At 50.1% G+C, this 24,866-nt stretch carries 21 protein-coding genes and 1 pseudogene; 19 read left to right on the top strand and 3 right to left on the bottom strand.

The window, feature by feature from the left end:
• From K6123_RS19030 to K6123_RS18955, 16 genes and pseudogenes are all read left to right on the top strand, one after another.
• Nucleotides 1–200, top strand: a pseudogene (locus tag K6123_RS19030) (UDP-glucose 6-dehydrogenase); the annotation flags it as partial.
• Nucleotides 201–262: 62 nt separating this feature from the next.
• Nucleotides 263–1,276: a UDP-glucose 4-epimerase GalE gene (gene galE / locus K6123_RS19025; protein WP_221800678.1), complete on the top strand. Its 1,014-nt coding sequence runs from the start codon at nucleotides 263–265 to the stop codon at nucleotides 1,274–1,276.
• Between the two features lie 223 nt (nucleotides 1,277–1,499).
• Nucleotides 1,500–2,564, top strand: coding sequence for a dTDP-glucose 4,6-dehydratase (gene rfbB, locus K6123_RS19020; protein ID WP_221800676.1), 1,065 nt, complete (start codon nucleotides 1,500–1,502; stop codon nucleotides 2,562–2,564).
• Nucleotides 2,565–2,576: 12 nt separating this feature from the next.
• Nucleotides 2,577–3,452, top strand: a complete 876-nt coding sequence (gene rfbA / locus K6123_RS19015) for a glucose-1-phosphate thymidylyltransferase RfbA (RefSeq protein WP_425517719.1) — start codon at nucleotides 2,577–2,579, stop codon at nucleotides 3,450–3,452.
• A complete protein-coding gene (gene rfbC, locus K6123_RS19010; protein ID WP_221800672.1) occupies nucleotides 3,452–4,012 on the top strand; it encodes a dTDP-4-dehydrorhamnose 3,5-epimerase in 561 nt (186 codons plus the stop codon). The genes rfbA and rfbC overlap by 1 nt, the downstream gene beginning before the upstream one ends.
• Nucleotides 4,012–4,878, top strand: a complete 867-nt coding sequence (gene rfbD, locus K6123_RS19005; protein WP_221800670.1) for a dTDP-4-dehydrorhamnose reductase — start codon at nucleotides 4,012–4,014, stop codon at nucleotides 4,876–4,878. Before rfbC ends, rfbD begins: the two co-directional genes overlap by 1 nt.
• 560 nt (nucleotides 4,879–5,438) lie before the next feature.
• Nucleotides 5,439–7,313, top strand: coding sequence for a DUF1800 domain-containing protein (locus tag K6123_RS19000; RefSeq protein WP_221800668.1), 1,875 nt, complete (start codon nucleotides 5,439–5,441; stop codon nucleotides 7,311–7,313).
• Between the two features lie 20 nt (nucleotides 7,314–7,333).
• Nucleotides 7,334–8,839, top strand: a complete 1,506-nt coding sequence (locus K6123_RS18995) for a DUF1501 domain-containing protein (RefSeq protein ID WP_221800666.1) — start codon at nucleotides 7,334–7,336, stop codon at nucleotides 8,837–8,839.
• 648 nt (nucleotides 8,840–9,487) lie between these two features.
• Nucleotides 9,488–9,826, top strand: coding sequence for an MATE family efflux transporter (locus tag K6123_RS23285; RefSeq protein WP_246624902.1), 339 nt, complete (start codon nucleotides 9,488–9,490; stop codon nucleotides 9,824–9,826).
• A gap of 52 nt (nucleotides 9,827–9,878) precedes the next feature.
• Nucleotides 9,879–10,748: an MATE family efflux transporter gene (locus tag K6123_RS18985; protein WP_221800661.1), complete on the top strand. Its 870-nt coding sequence runs from the start codon at nucleotides 9,879–9,881 to the stop codon at nucleotides 10,746–10,748.
• A gap of 289 nt (nucleotides 10,749–11,037) precedes the next feature.
• Nucleotides 11,038–12,471 carry an MBL fold metallo-hydrolase RNA specificity domain-containing protein gene (locus tag K6123_RS18980; protein ID WP_221800659.1) on the top strand — a complete coding sequence of 478 codons (1,434 nt, stop codon included), beginning with the start codon at nucleotides 11,038–11,040 and terminating at the stop codon, nucleotides 12,469–12,471.
• A gap of 322 nt (nucleotides 12,472–12,793) precedes the next feature.
• Nucleotides 12,794–14,197: an undecaprenyl-phosphate glucose phosphotransferase gene (locus tag K6123_RS18975; protein WP_221800657.1), complete on the top strand. Its 1,404-nt coding sequence runs from the start codon at nucleotides 12,794–12,796 to the stop codon at nucleotides 14,195–14,197.
• A gap of 349 nt (nucleotides 14,198–14,546) precedes the next feature.
• The gene (locus K6123_RS18970; RefSeq protein ID WP_221800655.1) at nucleotides 14,547–15,734 is read left to right on the top strand and encodes an outer membrane beta-barrel protein; all 1,188 of its coding nucleotides are present in this window, start codon (nucleotides 14,547–14,549) and stop codon (nucleotides 15,732–15,734) included.
• An 85-nt stretch (nucleotides 15,735–15,819) separates the two neighbouring features.
• Nucleotides 15,820–16,386 carry a polysaccharide biosynthesis/export family protein gene (locus K6123_RS18965; protein WP_425517718.1) on the top strand — a complete coding sequence of 189 codons (567 nt, stop codon included), beginning with the start codon at nucleotides 15,820–15,822 and terminating at the stop codon, nucleotides 16,384–16,386.
• A gap of 12 nt (nucleotides 16,387–16,398) precedes the next feature.
• Nucleotides 16,399–18,615: a GumC family protein gene (locus K6123_RS18960; RefSeq protein WP_221800653.1), complete on the top strand. Its 2,217-nt coding sequence runs from the start codon at nucleotides 16,399–16,401 to the stop codon at nucleotides 18,613–18,615.
• A complete protein-coding gene (locus K6123_RS18955) occupies nucleotides 18,545–19,282 on the top strand; it encodes a hypothetical protein (RefSeq protein WP_221800651.1) in 738 nt (245 codons plus the stop codon). The genes K6123_RS18960 and K6123_RS18955 overlap by 71 nt, the downstream gene beginning before the upstream one ends.
• Before the next feature lie 182 nt (nucleotides 19,283–19,464).
• Here K6123_RS18955 and fabA read toward each other — a convergent pair whose 3' ends face one another.
• A complete protein-coding gene (gene fabA, locus K6123_RS18950; protein ID WP_221800649.1) occupies nucleotides 19,465–19,980 on the bottom strand; it encodes a 3-hydroxyacyl-[acyl-carrier-protein] dehydratase FabA in 516 nt (171 codons plus the stop codon).
• 185 nt (nucleotides 19,981–20,165) lie between these two features.
• Complete coding sequence (locus tag K6123_RS18945; RefSeq protein ID WP_221800647.1) at nucleotides 20,166–21,287, bottom strand: beta-ketoacyl-ACP synthase III; 1,122 nt, start codon at nucleotides 21,285–21,287, stop codon at nucleotides 20,166–20,168.
• A gap of 145 nt (nucleotides 21,288–21,432) precedes the next feature.
• Here K6123_RS18945 and K6123_RS18940 point away from each other — a divergent pair, with 145 nt between their 5' ends.
• A complete protein-coding gene (locus tag K6123_RS18940; protein ID WP_221800645.1) occupies nucleotides 21,433–21,774 on the top strand; it encodes a hypothetical protein in 342 nt (113 codons plus the stop codon).
• Between the two features lie 55 nt (nucleotides 21,775–21,829).
• Here the strand turns inward: K6123_RS18940 and K6123_RS18935 are convergent, their stop codons facing one another.
• A complete protein-coding gene (locus K6123_RS18935) occupies nucleotides 21,830–22,135 on the bottom strand; it encodes a YhbY family RNA-binding protein (protein ID WP_221800644.1) in 306 nt (101 codons plus the stop codon).
• A gap of 97 nt (nucleotides 22,136–22,232) precedes the next feature.
• Between K6123_RS18935 and rlmE the strand changes: the two genes are divergently transcribed.
• Both rlmE and ftsH read left to right on the top strand, forming a co-directional pair.
• Nucleotides 22,233–22,856, top strand: coding sequence for a 23S rRNA (uridine(2552)-2'-O)-methyltransferase RlmE (gene rlmE, locus K6123_RS18930; RefSeq protein WP_221800642.1), 624 nt, complete (start codon nucleotides 22,233–22,235; stop codon nucleotides 22,854–22,856).
• A gap of 63 nt (nucleotides 22,857–22,919) precedes the next feature.
• Entirely contained in the window at nucleotides 22,920–24,848 is a 1,929-nt protein-coding gene (ftsH, locus tag K6123_RS18925; RefSeq protein WP_221800640.1) for an ATP-dependent zinc metalloprotease FtsH, read from the top strand.
• Nucleotides 24,849–24,866: the final 18 nt, after the last annotated feature.

The following is a 24,866-nucleotide window of genomic DNA, read 5'->3' as shown; positions in this document are numbered from 1 at the left end:
AGCGCATCAAGGCCAAGGGCATCGAAGTCGTGGTGTACGAGCCGGTGATGGAAGAAGACGATTTCTTCAATTCACGGGTGATCAAGGATCTGCAGGAATTCAAACAGATTTCAGACGTGATTATTGCAAATCGATTGACTGATGATTTACGTGACTTCGAAGATAAGGTTTATACCCGTGATCTTTATGGTAGTGATTGATTAAACGAGTCGTTAAGGGATAGATTTTCACTCGTTTGGTTTATTCAAAGGTTTTAAGAAAAATGAAAATATTGGTAACAGGCGGTCTGGGTTACATCGGTAGCCATTTCGCTGTCTGTGCGATTCAGGCAAGCAAAGAGATCGTGATTGTTGATAGCCTGGAAAACAGTTCACTCAAAGTGCTGGATGCTATCGAGTCCATCACAGGCACACGGCCAGTGTTTTACCAGGGCAAGGTGCAGGATCGTGAGTTGATGACGCAGGTTTTTAATGCGCACTCATTCGACTCTGTTGTGCACTTTGCTGGTTACAAGGCGGTCGGTGAATCTACCAAAGAACCACTGATGTATTACCAGAATAATGTGGCTGGTAGTGCCGTGTTGATGGACATGATGAAAGAGTACGGCGTCAATAAGCTGGTATTCTCTTCATCTGCGACGGTTTATGGCGTGCCGGAATTTGTACCTTACACAGAATCTCATCGTATCGCGCCGTTTAATGTCTATGGCCATTCCAAGGCGATGACTGAAGTGATGATGCAAGGCCTGTGTGAAGCCCAACCGGATTGGTCGGCGATCGCCTTGCGTTATTTTAATCCGGTTGGCGCTCATGAGAGTGGCGACCTGGGCGAAGATCCAAAAGGTATCCCGAATAACCTGATGCCGTTTATTACCAAGGTTGCGGTTGGTGAATTGGCTGAGCTGGGTGTTTTCGGTGATGACTATGATACGGTCGACGGCACTGGTGTTCGCGATTACCTGCATGTGATGGATCTGGCTGAAGGCCATTTGAAAGCGCTTTCTTGGCTGGATGCCAACAAGGGGTTCAAGGCGGTAAACCTGGGTACTGGTAACGGTATGTCAGTGCTGCAGATGGTTGAATCGTTTGAGCGGGTCAATGGCGTCAAGGTGCCATACAGCATCAAGCCTCGTCGTGATGGCGATTTGCCTGCTTTCTGGGCTGATGCCAGCCTGGCCAAAGAGCTGTTTGACTGGCAAGCAAATCGCACACTGGATGATATGATGCGCGATTCCTGGCATTGGCAATCCCGTCACCCCAGGGGTTATCAGAGCTAGCTTTCATCTCAATCCTGGCTGCTTGTGCATCGTCTCAGCAGCCGGTTCAAGTGCTTCGCAAAACTCCGTTTAATATCACCAACTTGGTTTTCAGCCTTCGTATCCTTTTACCATTACGTATACTGGTGGGTGTTGGTTATAGTTAGAAATCTGTATCACACTCAACTACTTGCTACAGTTATACAAAATGGCTCAGGCCAGCAGATCGAACCTAAGGATATTCATGAAGATTTTGGTAACGGGGGGCGCTGGCTTTATTGGCAGTGCAGTTGTCAGAGAGATCATAAACGGTAGTCGTGATGAAGTTGTTAATCTGGATGCGTTGACCTATGCCGGTAACCTGCAATCTGTAGGCCTTTCAGCAGACAGTGAGCGTTACGTTTTTGAGCAGGTAAATATCTGTGATCGCGAAGCGTTAGATCGGGTTTTTCAGCAACACCAGCCTGATGCCGTAATGCATCTTGCAGCGGAAAGTCATGTCGATCGCTCCATTGATGGTCCAGCGGTATTTGTTCAGACCAATGTGGTGGGGACTTACAACCTGCTGGAAGCGGCGCGAGCTTTTTATCTTCAACTGTCAGAAGAACAGCAGCAGAACTTCCGCTTTCATCATATTTCCACCGATGAAGTGTACGGGGATCTGCACGGCACCGACGACTTCTTCACCGAGTCGACGCCTTATGCTCCAAGCTCGCCCTATTCCGCGACCAAGGCTTCGTCCGATCATATGGTACGAGCCTGGGGTAGAACCTACGGCTTACCGATTCTGGTTACCAATTGCTCGAATAATTACGGCCCCTACCATTTTCCGGAAAAACTGATTCCGCACATGATTCTCAACGCTCTGGATGGCAAGGCATTGCCGGTTTACGGGGATGGTTTGCAGATTCGTGACTGGCTCTATGTTGAGGATCACGCCCGGGCTTTGTTAACTGTGCTGAAAAACGGCCAACCTGGTGAAACCTACAATATTGGCGGTAACAATGAAAAAACCAATATTTCTGTGGTTGAGACTATCTGCAGTCTGCTGGAAGAGTTGGTGCCAAACAAGCCGGCTGGTATTAACCAGTACCGCGACCTGATCACTTATGTAAAAGACCGGCCGGGCCATGATGTGCGTTATGCCATTGATGCCAGCAAGATCAAGACGGAGTTAGGCTGGCAGCCACAGGAAACCTTTGAGTCTGGTATCCGAAAAACTGTCGAATGGTATCTCTCGAACTCGGTCTGGTGGAAAAATGTGTTATCCGGCGAGTATCGGCTGGAAAGAATGGGTAGTGGTCGCTAAGAGAGATTGATTATGTATAAAGGTATTGTGCTGGCTGGAGGCTCTGGAACCCGCTTGCACCCGATTACTCGTGGTATTTCCAAACAGTTGCTACCAATTTACGACAAACCGATGATTTTTTACCCAATCTCGGTGCTGATGTTGTCTGGTATTCGCGACATTTTGATTATCTCAACGCCAGAAGATATGCCGTCTTTCCAGCGTATGCTCGGCTCGGGAGAGCAGTACGGTGTGAATTTCAGTTATGCCGTGCAGGCCAGCCCGGATGGCCTGGCTCAGGCATTTTTGATTGGCGAAGAGTTTCTCGCTGGCGGACCAGCTGCACTGGTGCTTGGCGACAATATTTTTTATGGCCAACACTTCAGTGAAAAGCTGCAGGCAGCTGTTTCTCGCTCAGATGGAGCTACCGTATTTGGTTACCACGTTAGCGACCCTGAACGTTTTGGGGTGGTCGAATTTGATAACACTGGCACAGCACTTTCAATTGAAGAAAAGCCTTCACAACCCAGGTCCAATTATGCGGTTACGGGGTTGTACTTCTACGACAGGGATATTGTTGAAGTAGCGAAAGCTGTAAAACCATCTGCTCGTGGTGAGCTGGAAATCACCGATATCAATAATATGTATCTGCAGGCTGGCAAACTCAAAGTAGAGGTGTTGGGCCGGGGTTTTGCGTGGCTGGATACTGGTACCCATGATTCTCTTATTGAAGCTGGTATGTTTGTTCATACCATTGAGCAGCGTCAGGGCTTCAAAATTGCCTGCCTCGAAGAAATTGCCTATCGAAAAGGCTGGATCAGTGCCGCTGAACTGGAAGTACAGGCAGTGTCGTTGCAGAAGACTGGTTATGGCCAGTATCTGTTCAAAATTCTGCAGGGATATGCGTGATGAATGTGATCAAAACTGCCATTGATGGTGTTGTTATTATCGAGCCAAAGGTCTTTGGTGACGAACGCGGTTTTTTTCTGGAAACCTTTCAGGCAGATAGATACCGGGAGTTAGCCGGAATTGATCTGCCGTTTGTACAAGACAACCATTCACGTTCACGTAAGGGCGTCTTACGCGGGCTACATTTTCAGAAATCCCGGCCGCAGGGAAAGCTGGTGCGAGTAGTACGTGGCGAAGTCTTTGACGTAGCGGTTGATATTCGCCCGGATTCACCGACTTTTGGCCAATGGGCTGGCGTGTATCTTTCTGAAGAAAATAAAACCCAGTTTTGGGTTCCACCAGGATTGGCTCACGGCTTTCTGGTGTTATCTGACGTCGCTGATTTCGAGTACAAGTGCACGGATTATTACGACCCTTCAGATGAGGGCAGTTTGGCCTGGAATGATCCTGACGTCGCCATTGATTGGCCACTGGATCGTTTGAGTGGTGTGGAACTGCAGTTATCAGCCAAAGATGCAGAAGCGGGTTCGTTGGCGCAGTTTTCTGCAGGTAGCAAATAATGCGTTGGTTAATTACTGGAGCTAATGGCCAGTTAGGCCAGTGTATGGCTCGGTTATTGAGCGAACAACAGCAGGACTTCCGTGCGCTATCTTCTGCTGAATTGGACATAACGGATACCGTGGCCGTTAATACGGTGTTGAGTGACTGGCAGCCGGATGTTGTGATCAACGCGGCTGCCTATACTGCAGTGGATCGGGCGGAATCCGAGCCAGAGAAAGCCTGCGCAGTGAACGAACTCGGGCCGCGTCTTCTGGCTGAATGGTGCCATGCTCATCAAACACAGTTTGTTCATGTATCAACCGATTATGTGTTTTCTGGCGATAGCCGTGTGGCCTGGGCTGAAACTGACGCAACCGGGCCACAATCTGTTTATGGCGCATCCAAGCTGGCGGGTGAGCAGGCTGTTTTGGCAGCTTGTCCGGATTCAGTGATATTACGCACCGCCTGGGTGTTCAGCGAGTTCGGTAATAACTTTGTTAAAACCATGATTCGGTTGGCGGCTGAGCGAGATAGCCTGTCGGTCGTGAGCGATCAGATTGGTTGCCCAACCTATGCCGGTGATATTGCGGAAGCGATTTATCAGTTGGTTACTGCAGGATATCGGCAGGCGCCTGAAGGTATTTATCATTACGCCGGTGATATTGCCGTGTCCTGGTGGTCTTTTGCGAGAGAGATTCATCGGCAGGCTTTTGATGCCGGGTTGATACCTTCCATACCGGCTTTGTCAGCCATTCCTGGCTCTGAGTATCCAACGCCAGCCAAACGTCCGGCCTTTTCGGTGTTGAATTGCGAACGGATCAATCAGCTGGGAATCCCCAGTTCCAATTGGCAACAATCTCTGGAGAAAGTTATTTCCCGTCTTTGAGTTGATGGCACGCCATGTGATGTTTTATTCGGGAAATAATTCGTAGGGTCCAGGCATGTCTAGACAAATACATTGCAATGCACCGCTGCCGTCACGACATGTCGTGACCCTACGCATTGGGTGTTTGATTCAGAAATGATTTGTAGGGTCCAGGCATGCCTGGACAGGTGATTTTAATTCATCGCTGCCGTCACGACGTGTCGTGACCCTACGCATTGGGTGTTTGACTCAGAAAATGCTTCGTAGGGTCCAGGCATGCCTGGATGGGTGACTTCAATTCAACGCCGCTGTCACGACATGTCGTGACCCTACGCATTTGGCGTTGGATCCAGAAATGATTGTAGGCTCCCTGCATGCCTGGACAGGTGATTTCAATGCAACGGTGCAGTCACGACGTGTCGTGACCCTACGCATTTGGCGTTGGATCCAGAAAACGATTCGTAGGGTCCAGGCACGCCTGGACAAACGGAGGCGTGGTTAATACTTCCTGCGGTTGGGGAATTAATTGTCTCTCTGTGTACCTAAGTTGGCCTGGATGAATGTTTACCAAGAGAGGTGGTATGGCCACGTTGCTGCGCCCGGTAACCCTTCTGGTTACGCTGGCGATATCCGTAAATAGCTGGGCGGAGACGATCTGTGCCAGCCCTGAATATCGTCTGGCAACTCAGGCCAGCTTTGGCGCTACTCCGGACTTACTGGCCGCCATTCGGGCAGAGGGGCAGCAAGGCTGGATTGACCAGCAACTGGCGATGCCTGTTTCGGGAAGCCAATTAAATCGAACCATTGAACTGGCGCTGAAAATTGAGCCGGATATCAACTGGTTTGGCAAGAATGGTTTCAATCCGGATGCTATCGCGCGTGTTCAGAATTTCCAGTCTTCCGCCTGGTGGCAAGCTGCACTGGCTTCACCAGGCCAGTTACGCCAACGGGTTGCCTTTGCCTTATCACAGATCTGGGTAACGTCTATTTATGAGCCTCCATTACAGAATAGAAGTGAAGCGCTGGCTCAATACCAGGATCTGTTGCTGTCACACGCTTTTGGTAATTATCGGGACTTGATGGAAGCAGTCAGTTTGTCGCCAACCATGGGCGTATATCTGTCTCATCAGGGTAACAAGCCGGGGAACCCGGACGAAAACTATGCTCGCGAACTGATGCAGCTGTTTACCTTGGGTATTAACCAGCTGAACCCGGATGGCACCCCGGTGATGGTTAATGGTCAGCCTGTCGCGACCTATAGCCAGGATGATGTGATGGAACTTGCCAGGGTTCTGACGGGTTGGGATCTGGTTGGAAATCATCGCTACGGTGCCAGAAACAAGTTACAGGGCACTTATCTGGTTCCGATGGAATTTACTCCAGAGCAGCACGACTCGGATTCCAAAACCCTATTGGGGCAACAAATTCCTGCGGGCCTTACGGGTAAGGAAGATCTGCAAAAAGCACTGGATATTATTTTTAGCCAGCCCAGCCTGCCGCCTTTCGTATCCCGTCAACTGATCCAGAAATTAGTGACCTCCAATCCGTCTGCTGCCTACGTCAAACGGGTGTCTTCAGTGTTTGTTGATAACGGCTCCGGTGTGCGGGGTGACATGAAAGCTGTGATTCGGACCATTCTGCTGGACCCGGAGGCGAGAGGTAAAGAGCCAGACTCTGTACCGGCTCATTTGAGGGAACCAGTTCTGTGGATGTCCGGGGTACTTCGGTATCTGAATGTTGAGCCAGCTGATCAATTCCAGTGGAGAAATGGCCCCTTGCTGACGGGTATTTATTGGTTCAAACAGCTGGGGGTTGGTCAGGATCCTTATCGGTCTCCATCGGTATTTAATTTTTACGAGCCAAATTATCAGCCTGCCGAGCAATACTTTGGCGACCATGATCTGGTGGCGCCTGAGTCGTCTTTGATGACGGGTGAGTCATTGATCAAACTGGATCAGCGTCTGACGGATGCGTTTGCTTATATGGATAAATCGGGTCTCGATGTATTGCCTGAAAACCAATTGGCTCAGGCAAGACTAAAGCGCAACCGTACGGCTTTTAATATTTCTATTGATAGTATGCCTTTGATGCACCAGCTGGAGATTGCCCTGGATGGTGATGCCAGTGGCGATTTTCATTATTTACAGCAAGTCACGCGGCCCTTGAAAGCAGCACAACGCGATTATCTGACAGATGCTCTGGGCAAGTTTGTCGATCAGGTTGCGGTTGATTTGACTGGCTGTAGCCTCGGCGACGATACACGTACAGAAGTGGTCTCCGCCTTGATTTATATGTGGGGCAAAGATCCGGCTGCTGGTAAAAACAAGGCCGAGAAAGACAAACACGGAAAAGGTAAAAAGCTGTCGCCACTTGAGGCCTCTCAGCAAGCCCACGACTGGGTGGCTTCGACGGTACGATTGGTCGCCATGTCACCCCAATATTGGGTCATGCATTAACAGGCTTAGGAGGTGATTCGATGAAATTATCCAGACGTGATTTGCTCAAGCTGGCGGCGGCGATGTCGGTTGCCAGTGTGGATTTACCAGCCTGGGCTGCTACTCAGCCAGCAGGCCAGAAGCTGGAAAACGACGACTACAAGGCCTTGGTGTGCCTGTTTTTATATGGCGGTAATGACAGCTGGAACTTGCTATTCCCGGTGTCGGATGAACAGGGGAATGGAGCGGGGGGCGGTCGCGGATTCAAGACATTTGCTGAGCGGCGTGGTGAGCTGGCAACTTCCCACAAGGATCTGGTATTACCTGCCGGTAACCAATTCGATCAGGGCAACCCTTACGGGAAAGCAGATGAAGCCTATCGCAGTGGCTTTTATCACCTTGATAACCTGTGGGGCATGGCCGCCTGTGCACCAGAACTGGCGATGCTTCACCGTGATCGGCAATTGGCCTTGATTGCCAATACGGGGGTGTTGGCCGAGCCGGTGACTCGTTCAACAATTAATGAACAGAATCGGCCCTATTTTTTATACGCACATAATCATCAGCAATACGCGCTTGCTTCTGCCAATGCACTGATTCGAACGCGCCTTGGATGGGCCGGTCGACTCGCAGATAACTGGAATCCGGATAGTAAGTCGGTATTGGGTTCTGTGATTGCGTTGGATAAACCTTTCCACACGACCTTTGGTGCTACCGGCAGTGGGCTGATTTTACCTTCGACCGGGCCGATGGCCTTCGAGGACAGTTTTGCCAAGGGCGACAAGAAACTGTCCCGCTTTGGCAAGGCGATACAGACGCTGGCCGCCAGCGGTAACAGTGATGCCTTTGGTGAGCTGGTAGCTTCTCGTTACGCGCAGAGCCTGTCGATTTCCCAAACCCTGCAAACCTGGTGGCTGCCGGAAGCACCCTGGCCAAAAACGACGGCAAGCTATGGCGAGGATCTGTTCTCGATGCCGGATGATGGACTGGTTGGCTTGAACGGCAATCTCGATGGGGGGCTAATGCGTCAACTGGAAGCGACTGCCCGTTTGATTGATATTGGTCGTCGTACTGGTCACAAGCGGCAGCTGTTTTTTATCAGTATGGGTGGCTTCGATACTCACGCCAATCAGGCAGGTCGCCATCCGGTTTTATTACGTTCGCTGAGCCTGGGGCTGTGGCATTTTCAGAATGCCGTTAATGCCATGGGAATTTCAGATAAGGTGACGCTATTCAGTCAGTCTGACTTTGGCCGTACTTTGTCGATGAATAATGATGGTACCGACCATGGCTGGTCCGGTAATCAGCTGGTAATGGGCGGTGCTGTTAAATCGGGAGTGTACGGCACTATGCCAGATCTGCGTGAGGGCAGTGAATCTGTGATGGCGGATAAACGGGGAAGGGTTATCCCGTCGATTGCTTCAGAGCAGGTGACCGCAGAATTGCTGCGCTGGATGGATGTACCTGATAAGGATCTTCATTTGGCGTTGCCATTGCTGGAGAGATTTGAATCTTCCCGGAAAGATAGATTGGGGATTATGGCCTGATTTTTGGACGCCTATGGCGTTTGATTCAGAAAATACTTCGTAGGGTCCTGGCATGCCTGGACGAGTGATTACAATGCAACGGTGCAGTCACGATGTGTCGTGACCCGACGCACAGGGTGTTGGATCCAGAAATACTTCGTAGGGTCCAGGCATGCCTGGACAAGTGATTACAACTCATCGCCGCTGTTACGACATGTCGTGATCCTACGCATTGGGTGTTTGACTCAGAAAATACTTCGTAGGGTCCAGGCATGCCTGGACGGGTGATTACAATGCAACGGTGCAGTCACGACGTGCCGTGACTCTACATATATGGCGTTGGATTCAGAAAGTGATTCGTAGGGTCCAGGTATGCCTGGACAAACGCGGGTGATTTCGGGGGATGCCGTCAGTTTAAGAATAAAATAACGTCATTCCGGACGAGCCTGCGAGATCCGGAATCCATGCAGCGATGGGAAGTTCACCTCTGTTTGGATCCTGAGACAAACTCCGGATGATGAATAATATTAGCGTCCGCGTCCTACGTGATCCGTATTAATGCACTGAACCAGCATTTTTCTCAATTTGAACTATTTCCTGGCAATGGTTTGAATTTTCTTTTTTTGGCGGTTTAATCGCTGCTGTTTTTCTTCTTACAAGGATGTTGTCGTGTCCCCGTTGTTAATTAAAACGGCTATTTCGGCCCTGGTTCGGCTTGCTGCTGTATTTATTGCTTTTGTATTAACCGCGGCTGTTACCCGTGGCCTGGGTGCTGAACAGGCTGGCTATTTCCTTCTGGGATTTACTCTCCTGACGGCACTGTCGACATTTTTCCGGTTGGGCATCGACAATGTTTTGGTACGTGAATTTGGTGCCAACGGCCTGGATGAAAACACTCAGCGTACTCTCGGCTTTGGCATTAAATGGGTTGCAGCCATTACGATTCTGGTTGGTGTCATTGGTGCGATGAGTTCCGGCCACGATATTTGGAAAGCCAGGATTCGCTGATGCCCTGTTCTGGGTAATGTTATCTCTGCCTCTGGTTGCCTTGTTTAATCTGTTGAGCTTTGCCTTTCAGGGCATGCATCGGGTAGTGGCCGCGACGTTTTTTCAGCAGTTGGGCGTAGGGCTGGGCTTTGTTCTGCTTTTTATATTGGTCTGGTGGCAATGGAATTCCTGGTTGAATGCCGGAAATGCTGCGGTTCTGTATTTTCTGGTTGCCGTCCTGGTTCTGCTGATTGCTTCTGCTGTATGGCTGCGACAGCCTCATGCTGAGGTTTCTTTTCCAGCGGTGAATCAATGGAAAAATTCAGAGTTGTGGCGTTCCAGTTCTAACTTATGGGCAGCAGCCAGTATGTCGTTATTGGTTCAATGGTCTGGGGTTTTGATTGCCGGGGTTATGATTGCTGCGGCTGATCTGGCTCATTTGTCTGCTGCCCAGCGAACTGCCAATGTCACTTCGTTTGTACTGATGGTGGTGAATATGGCCGTTGCGCCTCGTTATGCTCGTTTGTGGAAAGAGCAGAAAATGGCGGAGTTGCAGCGATTAGCGAGAGTTTCTACCATGGCCATGATTGCGCTGGTGCTTCCTGTGGTTGCTGTGATGGTGATATTCCCGGGTTGGTTGATGGCGCTTTTCGGGGATGGGTTTGAGCAAGGAGCAATGTTGTTGACGATTATGGCGGTGGGGCAGTTCATCAACGTAGCCACCGGATCAGTTGGCTATCTGCTTAATATGAGTGGCCATGAAAAGGATTTTAGACGAGTCACCTTGTTTGCGGGGCCGCTGACTATTGTGGCTGCTGTACTGCTGACATGGCAGTTCGGCGTTTTGGGGGCCGCGACAGCGACTGCGATTGGTGTGGCGGTGCAGAACATTGGTGCTTTGTTTATGGTGCACAAACGGTTGGGCTTCTGGCCGATTGGATAAGATTAGGCAAGTCTGACCAGGTTTGTGTAATTCCCGCTTTTGTCACGACATGTCGTGACCCTACGCCTGGATGTTTATCCCGGTAATCATTCGTAGGGTCCAGGCATGCCTGGACATGTTCCCGCAATTCACCGCCATTGTCTCTGCATGGTCTGCATGGCTTGCTCAGACGCGGGTGTTCTCATTTCTTCTACATTGTGTGAATCAGATCATCTTTGTCGGTATATAAATTGATCTATTGGTCAGGTTTGTGATCACATAGCGTTATCTTTCAAGGATGGAAAGAATTATGTACACCATATCTCACCACGGGGCTGCTCAAGGAGTAACTGGCTCCTGCCATCGCCTTTCATTGGCCAATGGTCATTCCTTATTGGTTGATTGCGGCCTGTTTCAGGGAAAAGATGATCAACGGCGTCATGCTGCTGGTCACTCATCTCAAATCGATTTTGACCTTGATAGCGTTCGGGCTTTATTGGTTACTCATTGCCATCTTGATCATGTTGGACGTATTCCCTGGCTTTTGGCTGCCGGATTTACAGGGCCAATCTATGCCACAGAGGCGACGGCGGAATTGTTGCCTTTGGTGATTGAAGACGCCGTAAAAGTGGGTGTTTCCAAGGATTCTGAATTAATTCAGGCGGTTATGTATCGGCTGAAAAAGCAGCTGGTTGCTTGCCCGTACAATCAGCGAATTGAATTGCCGGAATTGTCAGGCAACGGCTTGGATACCTGTGTGTATTTTCAGGTGGCCGGGCATATTCTTGGTTCAGCTTATCTGGAAATCGATGTTACAGACGTTGGTTCGGCCAGCACAAAACGAATACTTTTTTCTGGTGATCTGGGATCGCGTTCTTCTCCGTTGTTACCGGATTACAGACTGCCGACCCATGCGGATGTTGTTGTACTTGAAAGCACGTACGGCGATCGTCTGCACGATAATCGGCAACAGCGACAGCAGCGGCTAAAACAGGTATTGCAGCGCTGTCTGGAGAATACTGGAGCTGTGTTAATCCCGGCCTTTTCTATTGGCCGTACACAAGAATTGTTATATGAGCTAGAAGATATCTTCTTTCAGCTCAAAAGCGATCAATCGTTACAAAGTAAAAAAACCGGATTAAGTAGCAGTATTGATGTGGTGGTTGATTCACCGTTGGCAGCACAATTTACTCGTCACTATCGTAAGCTGGCAGATTTTTGGGATCAGGAAGCCCGGGAAAGAAAACAGCAGGGTCGTCATCCACTGGCTTTTGAACAGCTGCTAACCATCAACTCCCATAAAGATCATGGGGCGGTGGTGGGTTATCTGCGTCGCACAGGTAAACCGGCGATTGTGATTGCAGCCAGTGGAATGTGCGCTGGCGGGCGAATTGTGAACTATCTCGAGCAATTGTTGGGGGATGAACGAACAGATGTCTTGCTGGTCGGGTATCAGGCTTATGGTACGCCGGGGCGGGATATTCAGGAGTGGGGGCCGCGTGGTGGCTATGTAGTGCTCAATCAACGCCGGGTCGAAATTCGAGCCAATGTTGAAACATTGTCGGGTTATAGTGCTCATGCTGATCAAAATGATCTGGTGGCTTTTGTTGCGTCAATGGAGACTTCTCCCGCAAAAATTATTCTGACTCACGGAGAACCGCACGCACAATGGGAACTTACCAGACTCCTGCAGTCAGAGCTGCCTGAAACCCAAATCGCTTTGGCCGTTGAATCTGGGCTTTGATTTAGCGTTTGTGCAGTAATGTCACTTCTGACCGGTGATAATCGCAAGCTATGACGTTTTGTCACATTAGCTTTACTGAACGATTGTAGATTAGGACTTTTGTCGGAAAGCGGTTGGGTGTAGATTGCCCGTTACAAAGAGTACCGTTTAGTTGATTAAATCTTGACCTAAGTTGGCGATATGTTACTGTTCGTTGCAGTTTGTGTGACCAATGTCTTGTTTTTGAGATGGACGCTTTAATAGAGTGCTTTCGACAAATTTTGTCTGAAAGACAGTTCGTAAAAAAGCTATCAGCAGTCGTTGATGCTGAAGGATTAGTAATATGACTAGCCAAAAAATCATTCGCCCTAATGCGAATTCCTTTTGTGCCATATATCGTCTGATCGACCTGGCGTTGATTCTGGGCCTGTTTCCTCTGGTGACAATGGCTTATGGCATACAAATGGAATCCATGTACCTGATGACCGCCCTTCTGGCGTCGGTCGGTTATTCGCTGCTCGCAGAGTCCTTCAACGTATATAGATCATGGCGCGGCTCCTCTGTGATTAGCCAGATGGCGGTGCCTGCCGCTGCCTGGGTCAGTGTCTGTATTGTCATGGTGTCTGTCATTTTCTTTGCCAAAATTGGTTCGGACTTTTCCCGAGTGGCGACAGGCGGCTGGATGATTGCCGTAGTGGTTGGCTTGGTAGCCTGGCGCCTGGTTTTGCGTCAGGTACTTAAGGATCTGCGTCGTAGAGGGCATAACACTCGCAAAGTTGCGATTGTTGGTGTGAACCAGATGGCAGTTGCTATGCGAGAAGAACTCGATACCAACCCGGAACTGGGATATGTGTTTCAGGGATATTTTGATGATCGTAGCCACGACCGCATCAAAGAGGAGTGTCCGGGGGCTGTTTTACAGGGCACGATTGGTGAATTGATTGAACGGACCAATCAGGGTGAGTTCGATACCATTTTTATCGCCTTACCGCTGAAGGCTCAGAAACGTATTGATGACATCCTGAAATCTTGTGGTGATACCACGGCTTCGGTGCATCTTATTCCGGATTTCTTTACCTTTAACCTGATTCATGCCCGGCTGAGTGAAATTGGTCAGATGCAGACCATCAGTATCTATGAAACGCCAATTTTCGGTTTCAATGACGTTCTGAAACGTCTGTTTGATATTGTTTTCTCCCTGTGTGTGTTGAGTGTTATTGCGCTTCCTATGCTGGTCATTGCAGCTGCCGTGAAATTTACGTCTCCAGGCCCTGTCATCTTCAAGCAGTATCGTTATGGCCTGGATGGTCGAAAAATCCATGTTTGGAAGTTCCGCAGTATGTCGGTGCAGGAAAACGGCTCCAAAGTTGTGCAGGCTAAAAAAGGCGATGCTCGTATCACCAGAGTCGGTGCTTTTATCCGTAAAACCTCGCTGGATGAGCTGCCACAATTTATTAATGTCCTGCAGGGATCAATGTCGGTTGTTGGTCCTCGGCCTCATGCGGTTGCCCACAATGAGGAGTACCGCAAGCTGATTCCTTATTACATGCTGCGTCACAAGGTGAAGCCGGGAATTACCGGTTGGGCGCAAATTAATGGCTTCCGTGGTGAAACCGATACGCTCGATAAAATGGAAGGGCGTGTCCGCTACGATCTGGAGTACATTCGTAATTGGTCTCTCTGGATGGATGTGAAGATTGTATTTATGACCTTCTTTAAGGGATTTGTTGGTAGTCACGTGCACTGATTAGCAAGTGGACGATTAATCCAGAATATTTTCCTGAGCTTAATCCTTGCTTCACAAATGGGTGTTACCCTTGTGAGAATTGTATGAGCTCATGGTCATAAGCATCTCTGGTTATGTGATTGTCAGGAATGTGTCTGGTTTTGTGAGCTAGTCGTTGTTCTCGCTGGCAGGCTGGAGTCAGACAGGTTTATCTTTTCCAGGTTGTTGCTGTTTGTTACTGAATTTTGTGCTAGTGAAACGGACTTTTGGGCGCTGTTAATTTTTGTAATGGCAGTCCATAATTATGACTTTGAAAATGGCTGGCGTGGGTGCTGGCTCTGGATTTATCTAAAAGGTTGAGGGGATTGGTATGGATATTAAAGCTTGGCAGCTGCCTCTGGTGGCTCTGGCGGCAACCGCTAGTGCGGCTGCAAATGCTGTGGAACCAGAAGGAATCATGCTCGGAAGCGGTGTTACTTTGCTGCCAGGGGTGGAAGTGTCTATTTCTGACAACAACAACATCTATCTGGAAGACGGCGACGAAAACAGCGCAGTTATTACGCGCGTACGTCCAAACGCTGCTCTGAATGCAGATCTTGGTGCAACCCAGCTGCAGGCTTATTACGAGCTTGAGAGTGGTTCCTACGATTCCGATTCCGATAATAATTATCTGGATCAGTTGTTGACTCTGGGCGCTGACATCGAGGCCACTTCTCGTATGGCTTTTGGTGCTGATCTGACTATGAACAAGGGTCATGATGATCGTGGTACCGGCTCATTGCAGACTGATACCACCAACTCCATCGATCCTAGTGAATACACCGAACTGACGCTGGGCGGGGATTTTACTTACGGTGCTGATTCTGCTTTTGCTAACGTAACTGCATATGCATCTACATATAGCAAAGAGTACGACAATAACAAAACCATCACTGAAGAGCTGAATTACGATAAAACCACTCTGGGCGCAGAGCTGGGGCTGAAAGTTTCTTCAGCGACGCGGGTCTTGTTTGAATTGCGTAATAGCGAAATTTCTTACAGCAAGTCTGCTGGTGAATATAAAGATGGTTCTCTCTTGACCTTCCTGGTTGGTGCCAGCTGGGATATTACTGGTAAAACAACCGGTGAGTTCAAGGTGGGTACTGCCAAGCGTAGTTTTGACACTTCTGGAATGAAAGAAAAATCTTCTTTCTCTTGGGAAGGTAACGTGAGCTGGTCTCCAAAGAGCTACTCAACAGTGACTTTGACAACCAGTCAGAGCTCAAATGAATCTACAGGTATTGGTAGCTTCATTGATAACAACTACAGCGCGGTTAACTGGGATCATGAGTTCTCTACCAAATGGGCATTGAATGCCAATGCTTCCATGAATAACGATGACTATGTCGACGGTGATCGCACTGATAAAACCGTTGCTTTCGGTATCAAGGGTATTTATTCACCAAATAAGATGGTTGATGTAACTGGTGGTCTGGAAAAGAGCAAGCGTGATTCCGATGCCGCAGGTGCCGATTACGACAAACAGGTTCTTTCTCTGGGTGTGAATCTGGCCTTCTAAGGCGTTACTGATTATTCTTGCTTGTGTCATCGGCCTGCCTAGCAGGCCGATGGTATTTTGGTGAAATGAAAACAGGATGTCTCAAATGCAGCGGTTGCTTGGCCTGCTGATCTTCAGTGTGCTGTCTTATCTAATGAGCATGCAGGTATCTGCAGCTTCCGATCAATATCGCCTCGGTGCAGGTGACCTTATCCAAATCAGTGTCTATGACGAGCCGGATCTGAGTCAGGAAGTGCGGATTGGTTTGTCTGGTGCTATCTCTTTTCCTTTACTGGGGGATGTGGTGGTATCTGGTTTGAGCCCAAAAGAGCTTGAAACCCATCTGGTTAGTCGACTCAAGGGACCTTATTTGCTGGATCCCAGTGTGACGGTTTCCATTGTTGAGTACCGCCCCTTCTATGTGACCGGTGAAGTAGAAAAGCCTGGCAGTTACGCCTTCCATCCGGGCTTGACCGTTGATAAGGCAATTTCGATTGCTGGTGGTTTTACTGAGCGGGCGTCAAAAGGCAAAATTTTTGTAATGCACGACCAGAGTGAAAACTCAAAAGAAAACAGCCAGGGGATTGGCAAAACTGCTGAACGCAAGCTGACCAAGCTTTATGACGTTGTTCAGCCAGGTGATGTAATTACTGTGGAGCAGAGCTTTTTCTGATTGTGTATGACGATGAACGAACGTAACCCAGGATTCGATACGTCTGGCTCAGCTGCGGTTGAAGTCATTGACTTGATGCATTACTGGCGAGTGTTTCGCCGCCATCTGAGTAAAATTATTGCCCTGACAGTGGTAGCGACTGCTATTGCTGTTTTGGTTGTCATGTCTATGACGCCGATTTATCAGGCAACGACGACTCTTTTGATTGAAGCTGAACAGGCCAAGGTGGTTTCGATTGAGGAGGTGTACGGGCTCGATGGTAAATCGTCGGAATATTTTGAAACCCAGTTTGAGATTCTCAAGTCTCGTGAATTGGCCAAACGGGTTGCTCTGGAACTGGATCTGGTCAATAACCCGGAATTTAATCCCTATCATGAAGCGAATGCCAAAAAGTTCTCTCTGAAAGAGTACTTGATGGGCCCGGGGGAAGCGCCTACCCAGGATCAGGTCTTGGCAGATACCGTCGATAATTTCTGGAAGTCGATCACCATATCGCCAATTCGCAAAACCCAGCTGGTCAAGGTGTCTGTGCAAAGTGAATCGCCGGCTTTGGCTCAGAAGGCCGCTGATGCTATGGCTAATGCCTACATCAAGTCGCAGATGGAAGCCAAGGTCGGTATGACCCAGCAGGCAGCGGTATGGTTGCAGGATCGTTTGGGTGGCTTGAAATCTCGCCTGGATGAATCCGAGCGCAAACTGCAGGACTTCCGTGAAGCCAATAACCTGATCGATGTTGAGGGGGTGGATACCCTGGTTGCCAAGCAACTGGATGAAATTACCAAACGTCTGGTCGAGGCCAGCTCGGTGCGTTTGGAGTCCGAAACCATTTATCGCCAGTTGGAATCCTTGAGTGATCGTAGCTATGAAAGTCTGAGTGGTTTGCCGTTGATCCTGAACAACCCCTTGGTAGCGCGTTTGCGAGAGAACGAAACCCAGGCCGAGTTGAAGGTGTCTGAACTGTCCAAGAGGTATGGCCCAAAGCATCCCAAGATGGTCGCTGCCCAGTCTGATCTGGATGCGGTACGTGAGTCAGTACGTACCCAAATGATGCGTATCGCCAGTGGTATTGAAAAAGATTACGGAACCGCGGTATCCAAGGAAGCTGCTTTACAAAAGGCTTTGGATCAAAAGGTTGCTGAGGTCCGTGAGCTAAACCGTACCGAATTCACTTTGAATGAATATTCTCGTGAAGTGCGGGCCAATCGTCAGCTTTACGAAACCTTTTTTGACCGGATTCGTGAAACCAATGAGACCGGTGAGCTGCAAACTGCCAATGCTCGCATCACAGACCCTGCTGTTCTGCCTGATGAGCCAGTTAAGCCAAATAAAAAGCTGGTAGTTGCTTTGGTGTTGGTGGTGAGCGGTATGTTTGGCGTTGGTCTGGCCTTCTTGTTGGATGCCTTGGATGCAACCCTGAAAAACCCGGAAGATATTGATCGCAAATTGGGAACGCCTTTGTTGGGGATGATGCCAATGATCGATTCCAATGTATTGAAGAAGCTTGATATCGAAGACGGACGTTTGGTGAGGGCCTTTGCGGATGAAACCCTGCATGGTTTTTCTGAATCTATTCGTACCTTGCGGACCAGTTTGACCTTGGCTGGTCTGGAAAATCCGGCTCAGGTAATTTTGCTGACTTCTTCGGTTCCTGGCGAAGGCAAGACCACTACCTCAGCCAACCTGGCAGAAGCTTATGGGCAGATGGAAAAAACCGTCCTGATTGACGCGGATATGCGTCGTCCGACCATGGCCAAAAAGTTGGGCTTGCCACCTAACAGTAAAGGTCTGGCGAATGCGGTTGCCTATCCAGACACGCTGGAAGAGTGCATTCACCATATGGAGGAGTTGGGAATTGACGTTATTCCTGCAGGTCCGATTCCACCAAATCCACTGGAATTGCTGAGTTCGCGTAACTTCGAAAAACTGTTGGAAACCCTGCGCGGTCGTTATCAGCGGATTATCATTGACTCTGCTCCAATGCGATTGGTGAGTGATGCCTTGTATCTGTCCAGTCTGGTCGATGGCGTTGTGTACGTAGTGAAAGCAGACTCAACCCGTGACAAGCTGGTCAATAGCAGCCTGGTGAAACTGGATGAATCCAACGCTCGTGTATATGGCGTTGTGTTGAATCAGTTGAATGTCAGCAAGGAGTCCCGTTATGGCGGTTATGGCTACTATGCGGGCTACTATGATGCTTATGGCTACACATCTGACGAAAAGAATGCCTGATTCTGTAATGGGATCAGGTGCTTCGGCAGCTTCGGTTGGTCCTTTATGGATTAGCCGGGCGCTGATGATTCTGGGGCTGCCATTGGCAGCCTTTTGTGTTTATTTTGCCGCTGTGCATGCCCTGATTCTGATCGGACAGTATTCCGATATTGATGCGACTGAAGGTAAGCTGGTTCGTAATCAGTGGCTGGATATGGCAGAGCCAATGGCTGGTTGGATCCCGGATTTATACGAAGCCCAGGGGCAATATTATCTGGATCTGGGTGTTAAGCTGACGGGAGAATCGCGTGCTGAGGCAATGACGTTGTCCGCCGCATACTGGGATGGTGCTTACGATTTGCGGCCGGGCTGGCCATATTACCCGCTGTCCGCTTTGGTGGCGGAGTCCTATTTCGACGCACCGGCAGACCGTGTTCAGTTGCACATGGACCAGATGATGGCGATGTCGTTCAATGAGCGTGGTATCCATATCCGTTTATTCGATACCAGCTTTCGTTTGTGGGGTAAGCTGACCCGGCCTCAGCAGGATTGGGTGTTGGCACAGGCGGCTATGCCTTATGGTGCTACTACGCGTCGTGCATTTCATGCGGCGAAGCAGTATGGCTTCAAGCCGTTGTTATGTGCACGTTTGCCATGGAATGTGGCGAAGAAGTATTGCTCCAAATAGCAAAGTGCTGCAGATAATCGAAGTTGCTCTTTGAGCTTTTGTGTTTGAAGCTTTGAAGGTGAGATCCGCTGGCAAGGCGTGCCTTGCCCCTACATGCTGTGCCCACTGGATGTGTGCTGAAGTTGTAGGGTCCGGGCATGCCCGGACAGGGAATTGATCTTTAATGCAAATTACGACAAGGCTTAGAAGTTTTCAGTCGAAGTAAACAGGCCTACGCGCAGATCTTTGGCAGCGTAAATTTCGCGACCATCAACTTCCATGATGGCATCAGCGATACCCATCACCAGTTTTTGTTCCATTACGCGTTTGATGCTGATGCGGTAGGTAACCTTCTTGGCGGTTGGCAGAACCTGGCCACGGAATTTCACTTCACCACAACCCAGTGCACGACCACGGCCTGGGTTACCGCGCCAGCCCAGATAAAAACCAACCAGCTGCCACATCGCATCCAGACCCAGACAGCCTGGCATTACCGGATCGGTTTCAAAGTGGCAATCGAAGAACCACAGGGACGGATCGATATCCAGTTCGGCAATAATTTCGCCTTTTCCATAGTGGCCGCCTTCGTCGCTGATGTGGGCAATACGATCCATCATCAGCATGTTAGGCAATGGCAAACGGGCGTTCCCTTCACCAAAAAGTTGACCGTGACCGCAAGCTAACAGGGCATCATGATCATAAGATTGTTGGCGAGTCATGCACGCTTCCTCATATTAAAATGGCATGTTGTATCAAAACAGTAAGATGACATAGCAAGGTTTCGAAGGCTAATGAAGGTTACTTGAAATTTTGGCAATAATCTTCAGGAACTTGCTTGCTGGGTGGTAAGTTGTATTTAGTGAAAAATTGAGGGTACATCCCTGTACCAGGGCAGTCGGCTTTGTCAGTCGACTTTTTCGACCAGCAGGCTGCCGATGGAATAACCGGCGCCAAAGGAACAAATCAGACCTTTTTCGCCATTCTGGAAATCATCGTGATACAGGTGAAAGGCGATCAGGGAGCCGGATGAGGCGGTGTTGGCGTACTGGTCGAGCACGATTGGGGCTTCATTGCCTTCTGGCAGGCGGCCCAGCAGCTTTTTAACCGCGAACAGGTTCATATTGATGTTGGCCTGATGCAGCCACATGCGTTTGAGTTGACTGGCTTCTAGCTGGTTGTCAGCCAGTTGTGATTCGATGAAGTCAGTCACCAGTGGCAACAGTTCCTTGAATACCTTGCGTCCTTCCTGTTTGAAAAAAGGTCGCGCAGCGGGCAGGTCAGTCTGGCAGTGGTCGGTGTAATTGCCGTCGCAGCGGATATTGTCAGAAAAACGGGTGAACTGTTTGGTGTTCAGAATTTTGAACGCTGGTTTGTCACTGATCAGGTTTTCCGTTTCCAGCACCATCGCAGTGGCAACATCACCAAAAATAAAGTGGCTGTCACGAGAGGTCAGATCGACCTGCGGTGTTACAAATTCCGGATTGACCAGCAGTGCCCGGGTTGCTGTGCCGGCTTTCAGGGCTGTAAAGGCGCTGATCAGGCCAAACGTCGCGGAGGAGCAGGCGATCCCCATGTCATAGGCAAAACCCTGACAGCCGAGCTTGTGCTGGATTTCTACCGCGATAGATGGATAGGCACGCTGATGGTTGGTGCAGGCTACGATGAGCAGGTCAATATCGCTGGCTTGCAGGTTGGCGGCTGAGAGAGCCTGCCTGGCGGCGGCCAACCCCATGGTAACGGCTTCTGGTTCATCGCCTTCGCCACATGGCGGAAAGCTTGGACGCATGCGCCTTGTATCCAGCATGCCTTCTTTGTGCATGGTGTAGCGGTGTTTGATACCAGAGGCTTTTTCGATAAATTCGGCACTGGAAAGTGGCATTGCTGCGACTTCGCCGCTTTCAATGGCGCTTGCTTGGCTGTCATTGAATTCGTTGGCGTACTGGTTGTAGGCCGCAACCAGCTCTTCGTTGCTGACGCCCTCGGGCGGAGTAAACAGGCCGGTGCCTGTAATGTAGATGTCTGTCATTGTGCTTTACCTGTTTTTGCGCCCATTATCGACACATCCTTGTCATATTCCAAATTTTCATGAGAGCTTTTCCATCTGTCGTTACTGACTACGGCTGGACCAACTCCGTTTTGAGCTGGAGGCACGATTGTTACGGGATTATCTTTTGTTACTCAGATCAGCCTGGCTAGGCGGTCTCTGGTGCTGTGTTTATCTGGTCCGGCCGGTGCTGGATAGTCAGGGATATTTTCCGCATCATGGCTTGAGTGTGATGAACTGGATGGTTGCTATTGGCTTGTTGATGGGCTGTTTGATACTGGCATTGGGAGTCTGGCAAAGGGTTTTCAGCTGGCAGTCGCGAGCATCGTTGCTGCTGTTGATCCTGATTTTACTGTCGGCCAGTTATTTTGGCCTGCAGCCATGGTGGAAACTACAAATGATGTTGTTGCATGCGCTGTCGTTGCTGGGGGTCTTGTGGTTTCTGAGTGCTCCCCGTCGGGTTCTTTGACCGACAGGCAGCATCAGACCGCCGAATGGCAGGGCGATTCGGCGGTGGGCAAGGCCTAGAACCGTTGCAGGTTCGACAGGTTGGCCTTGGCTTTTGGATTACGGCGCAATAACAGCGCTGTGTTGCCTATCTGCTGGACCAGGATGGCCTTGGTCTGAACGATTACTTCGTCAATCACTGCTTTTTTGACGTCGCGATCGCCGACAGAGACCTTGATCTTGACCAGCTCGTGGTCGTCCAGCGCCCGGTTCAGTTCTTCCAGCACGGCTTCGGTAAGGCCGTTGCTGGCGACAGTCACGATCGGGTTCAGCTGGTGGCCGATGGTGCGATAGGTTTTTTTCTCATCATTGCTGAGTGGCATGGGTTTGTCCGGCCCTCGGGTGTCAGTGTTAGTATAGGGAACGCGGGGTTGGCCCGCGCTTTGTTTAATAGTATATCCAACACTGGGGCAAACCTATATGGCGCGATCCAAATCCAGCGCAGGCTGGTTAAAGGAACACGTTGATGACATCTACGTACAAAAGGCCCAGCAGGATGGTTACCGTACCCGTGCCAGCTACAAGTTGATTGAGCTGGACGAAAAAGATGAGCTGATGCGCAAGGGCATGACTGTGGTTGACCTCGGTTCAGCGCCGGGTGGTTGGTCACAGGTGGTGGTGCAGAGGGTCGGTGATCACGGTACTGTCATTGCTTCCGATATCCTGCCTATGGACTCGATAGCAGGAGTCGATTTTATTCAGGGCGATTTTACGGAAGAATCGGTTTTCAATGCTCTGATGGATCGAATTGGCAATAAGCCGGTCGAACTTGTAATTTCTGATATGGCCCCCAATATGAGTGGGGTTAGCTCAATTGATCAGCCAGGCTCCATGTATCTGGTTGAATTGGCGCTGGACATGGCCCGTCAGGTGCTGGCACCGAATGGTAACTTTGTTGCCAAAGTGTTCCAGGGAGAAGGGTATGATGACTACCTGAAAGAGCTTCGGGGGTCATTTGCCAAGGTCTTGATTCGCAAGCCCAAGGCATCACGGCCACGTTCGCGCGAGGTTTATGTGGTCGCCAAAGGTTTCCGTGGCGAGTAGATGCTTGCTAAGCTTGGATGGAATAACGGCTGAATAGCCGGTAACAGAGAGGTAGTGCCGACCATGGCAAAGAATTTCATCTTGTGGGCAGTCATTGCTGCCGTCCTGATGATGGTATTTAACAATTTCCAGAACGTAGGACGCGGTCAGGAATTGTCTTACTCCGACTTCATTACCGCCGTTGAAAGCGGCCAGGTGGAGCGGGTAACCATTTCAGGTCAAACGATTACCGGGACCAGCACCAATGGTGAGTCCTTCGAGACTGTGCTGCCTGCCTACGATGACAAGCTGATGGACACACTGCTGAATAATCAGGTCAAGGTAGTTGGTGAAAAGCCGGAGAAACAGGGTTTCTTTACCCAGCTGCTGCTTGCCTCGTTGCCAATTCTGATCATTCTGGCGGTGTTCATGTTCTTCATGCGACAGATGCAGGGTGGCGGCAGTGGCCGTGGTGGCCCAATGGCATTTGGCAAGAGCAAGGCCAAACTGCTGAGCGAAGACCAGATCAAGACTACCTTTGAAGACGTTGCCGGTTGCGACGAAGCGAAGGAAGACGTTAAGGAGCTGGTCGAATTCCTGCGCGACCCAGGCAAGTACCAGCGCCTCGGAGGCAAGATTCCACGCGGCGTCTTGATGGTCGGTCAGCCTGGTACTGGTAAAACCTTGCTGGCCAAGGCGATTGCTGGTGAAGCCCGTGTGCCGTTCTTCTCTATTTCCGGTTCCGACTTCGTGGAGATGTTCGTTGGTGTTGGTGCATCCCGTGTGCGCGACATGTTCGAGCAAGCCAAGAAGCAGGCTCCTTGTATTATCTTTATCGACGAAATCGATGCCGTAGGGCGCTCCCGTGGTGTTGGCATTGGCGGTGGTAACGACGAGCGCGAACAGACTCTGAACCAGCTGCTGGTCGAGATGGACGGCTTTGAAGTCAACGACGGCATTATTGTGATCGCTGCAACCAACCGTCCTGACGTGCTGGACCCTGCGCTGCTGCGTCCTGGACGTTTTGACCGTCAGGTGGTTGTTGGTTTGCCGGATATTCGTGGTCGTGAGCAGATCCTGAAAGTGCATATGCGTAAGCTGCCAGTGGATGACGATGTTAATGCATCCCTGATTGCCCGCGGTACGCCAGGCTTCTCGGGCGCCGACCTGGCCAACCTGTGTAACGAAGCGGCCTTGTTTGCTGCCCGTGCCAACCACAGTCGCGTTGGTATGGAAGAGTTCGAAAAGGCCAAGGACAAGATCCTGATGGGTGCCGAGCGCAAGAGTATGGTCATGTCCGAAAAGGAAAAGACTAATACTGCTTACCACGAAGCTGGCCATGCCATTGTTGGTCGTCTGGTTCCTGAACACGATCCTGTTTATAAGGTTTCCATTATTCCGCGTGGCCGGGCCCTGGGTGTCACCATGTTCCTGCCGGAAGAAGACCGTAACTCCATCAGTAAGCGTGGTATTGAAAGCAATATCTGTTCCCTGTACGGCGGGCGTATTGCCGAAGAAATGACACTCGGTAAAGACGGTGTGACAACCGGTGCCTCAAATGACATTGAGCGTGCAACCAAATATGCCCGCAACTACGTCACCAAATGGGGTCTGTCTGAAAAGCTGGGTGCCCAGCTGTACACGGAAGACGAACAGAACGGTTATCTGGGTTCGAGTGGTGGCGCGCAAATGGCCCACCTGTCAGAAGACACTGCGCGATTGATCGATTCTGAGGTCAGGAGTCTGCTGGATCGTTGTTACCAGCGTTCCACTACCATTCTTGAGGAAAACCGCGACAAGCTGGAAATGATGAAGGATGCCTTGATGGAATATGAAACCATCGACGCAGACCAGATTGATGACATCATGTCCGGCCGCAAGCCGCGTCCGCCGAAGTCCTGGAGCGACAAGGGATCCTCCAACAATGGCCCGTCTGCGCCATTGCAGGAAACCCGCGACATGGCTTCCGATGACGATGATTCTGCGGCAGCTGCACCAGCTCGCGATCAATAAGCCGGACTTGCCGGTTAC

The sequence above is a fragment of the Oceanobacter mangrovi genome (genome assembly GCF_019740315.1).
Classification (GTDB): domain Bacteria; phylum Pseudomonadota; class Gammaproteobacteria; order Pseudomonadales; family Oceanobacteraceae; genus Oceanobacter; species Oceanobacter mangrovi.
The sequence above is the reverse complement of the archived record's forward strand: the minus strand, read 5'-3'. Positions and strand labels throughout refer to the sequence as shown.

Bases quoted from the DNA above. Each gene is read 5' to 3' on its own strand.
- K6123_RS18945 (WP_221800647.1), bottom strand. From the start codon at position 21,287: ATGACAGACATCTACATTACAGGCACCGGCCTGTTTACTCCGCCCGAG.
- rfbC (WP_221800672.1), top strand. From the start codon at position 3,452: ATGAATGTGATCAAAACTGCCATTGATGGTGTTGTTATTATCGAGCCA.
- rlmE (WP_221800642.1), top strand. From the start codon at position 22,233: ATGGCGCGATCCAAATCCAGCGCAGGCTGGTTAAAGGAACACGTTGAT.
- K6123_RS18960 (WP_221800653.1), top strand. From the start codon at position 16,399: ATGAACGAACGTAACCCAGGATTCGATACGTCTGGCTCAGCTGCGGTT.
- K6123_RS18970 (WP_221800655.1), top strand. From the start codon at position 14,547: ATGGATATTAAAGCTTGGCAGCTGCCTCTGGTGGCTCTGGCGGCAACC.
- K6123_RS18935 (WP_221800644.1), bottom strand. From the start codon at position 22,135: ATGCCACTCAGCAATGATGAGAAAAAAACCTATCGCACCATCGGCCAC.
- ftsH (WP_221800640.1), top strand. From the start codon at position 22,920: ATGGCAAAGAATTTCATCTTGTGGGCAGTCATTGCTGCCGTCCTGATG.
- K6123_RS18995 (WP_221800666.1), top strand. From the start codon at position 7,334: ATGAAATTATCCAGACGTGATTTGCTCAAGCTGGCGGCGGCGATGTCG.
- K6123_RS18955 (WP_221800651.1), top strand. From the start codon at position 18,545: ATGGCGGTTATGGCTACTATGCGGGCTACTATGATGCTTATGGCTACA.
- rfbB (WP_221800676.1), top strand. From the start codon at position 1,500: ATGAAGATTTTGGTAACGGGGGGCGCTGGCTTTATTGGCAGTGCAGTT.
- fabA (WP_221800649.1), bottom strand. From the start codon at position 19,980: ATGACTCGCCAACAATCTTATGATCATGATGCCCTGTTAGCTTGCGGT.
- K6123_RS18980 (WP_221800659.1), top strand. From the start codon at position 11,038: ATGTACACCATATCTCACCACGGGGCTGCTCAAGGAGTAACTGGCTCC.
- rfbA (WP_425517719.1), top strand. From the start codon at position 2,577: ATGTATAAAGGTATTGTGCTGGCTGGAGGCTCTGGAACCCGCTTGCAC.
- K6123_RS19000 (WP_221800668.1), top strand. From the start codon at position 5,439: ATGGCCACGTTGCTGCGCCCGGTAACCCTTCTGGTTACGCTGGCGATA.
- rfbD (WP_221800670.1), top strand. From the start codon at position 4,012: ATGCGTTGGTTAATTACTGGAGCTAATGGCCAGTTAGGCCAGTGTATG.
- K6123_RS18965 (WP_425517718.1), top strand. From the start codon at position 15,820: ATGCAGCGGTTGCTTGGCCTGCTGATCTTCAGTGTGCTGTCTTATCTA.
- galE (WP_221800678.1), top strand. From the start codon at position 263: ATGAAAATATTGGTAACAGGCGGTCTGGGTTACATCGGTAGCCATTTC.
- K6123_RS18975 (WP_221800657.1), top strand. From the start codon at position 12,794: ATGACTAGCCAAAAAATCATTCGCCCTAATGCGAATTCCTTTTGTGCC.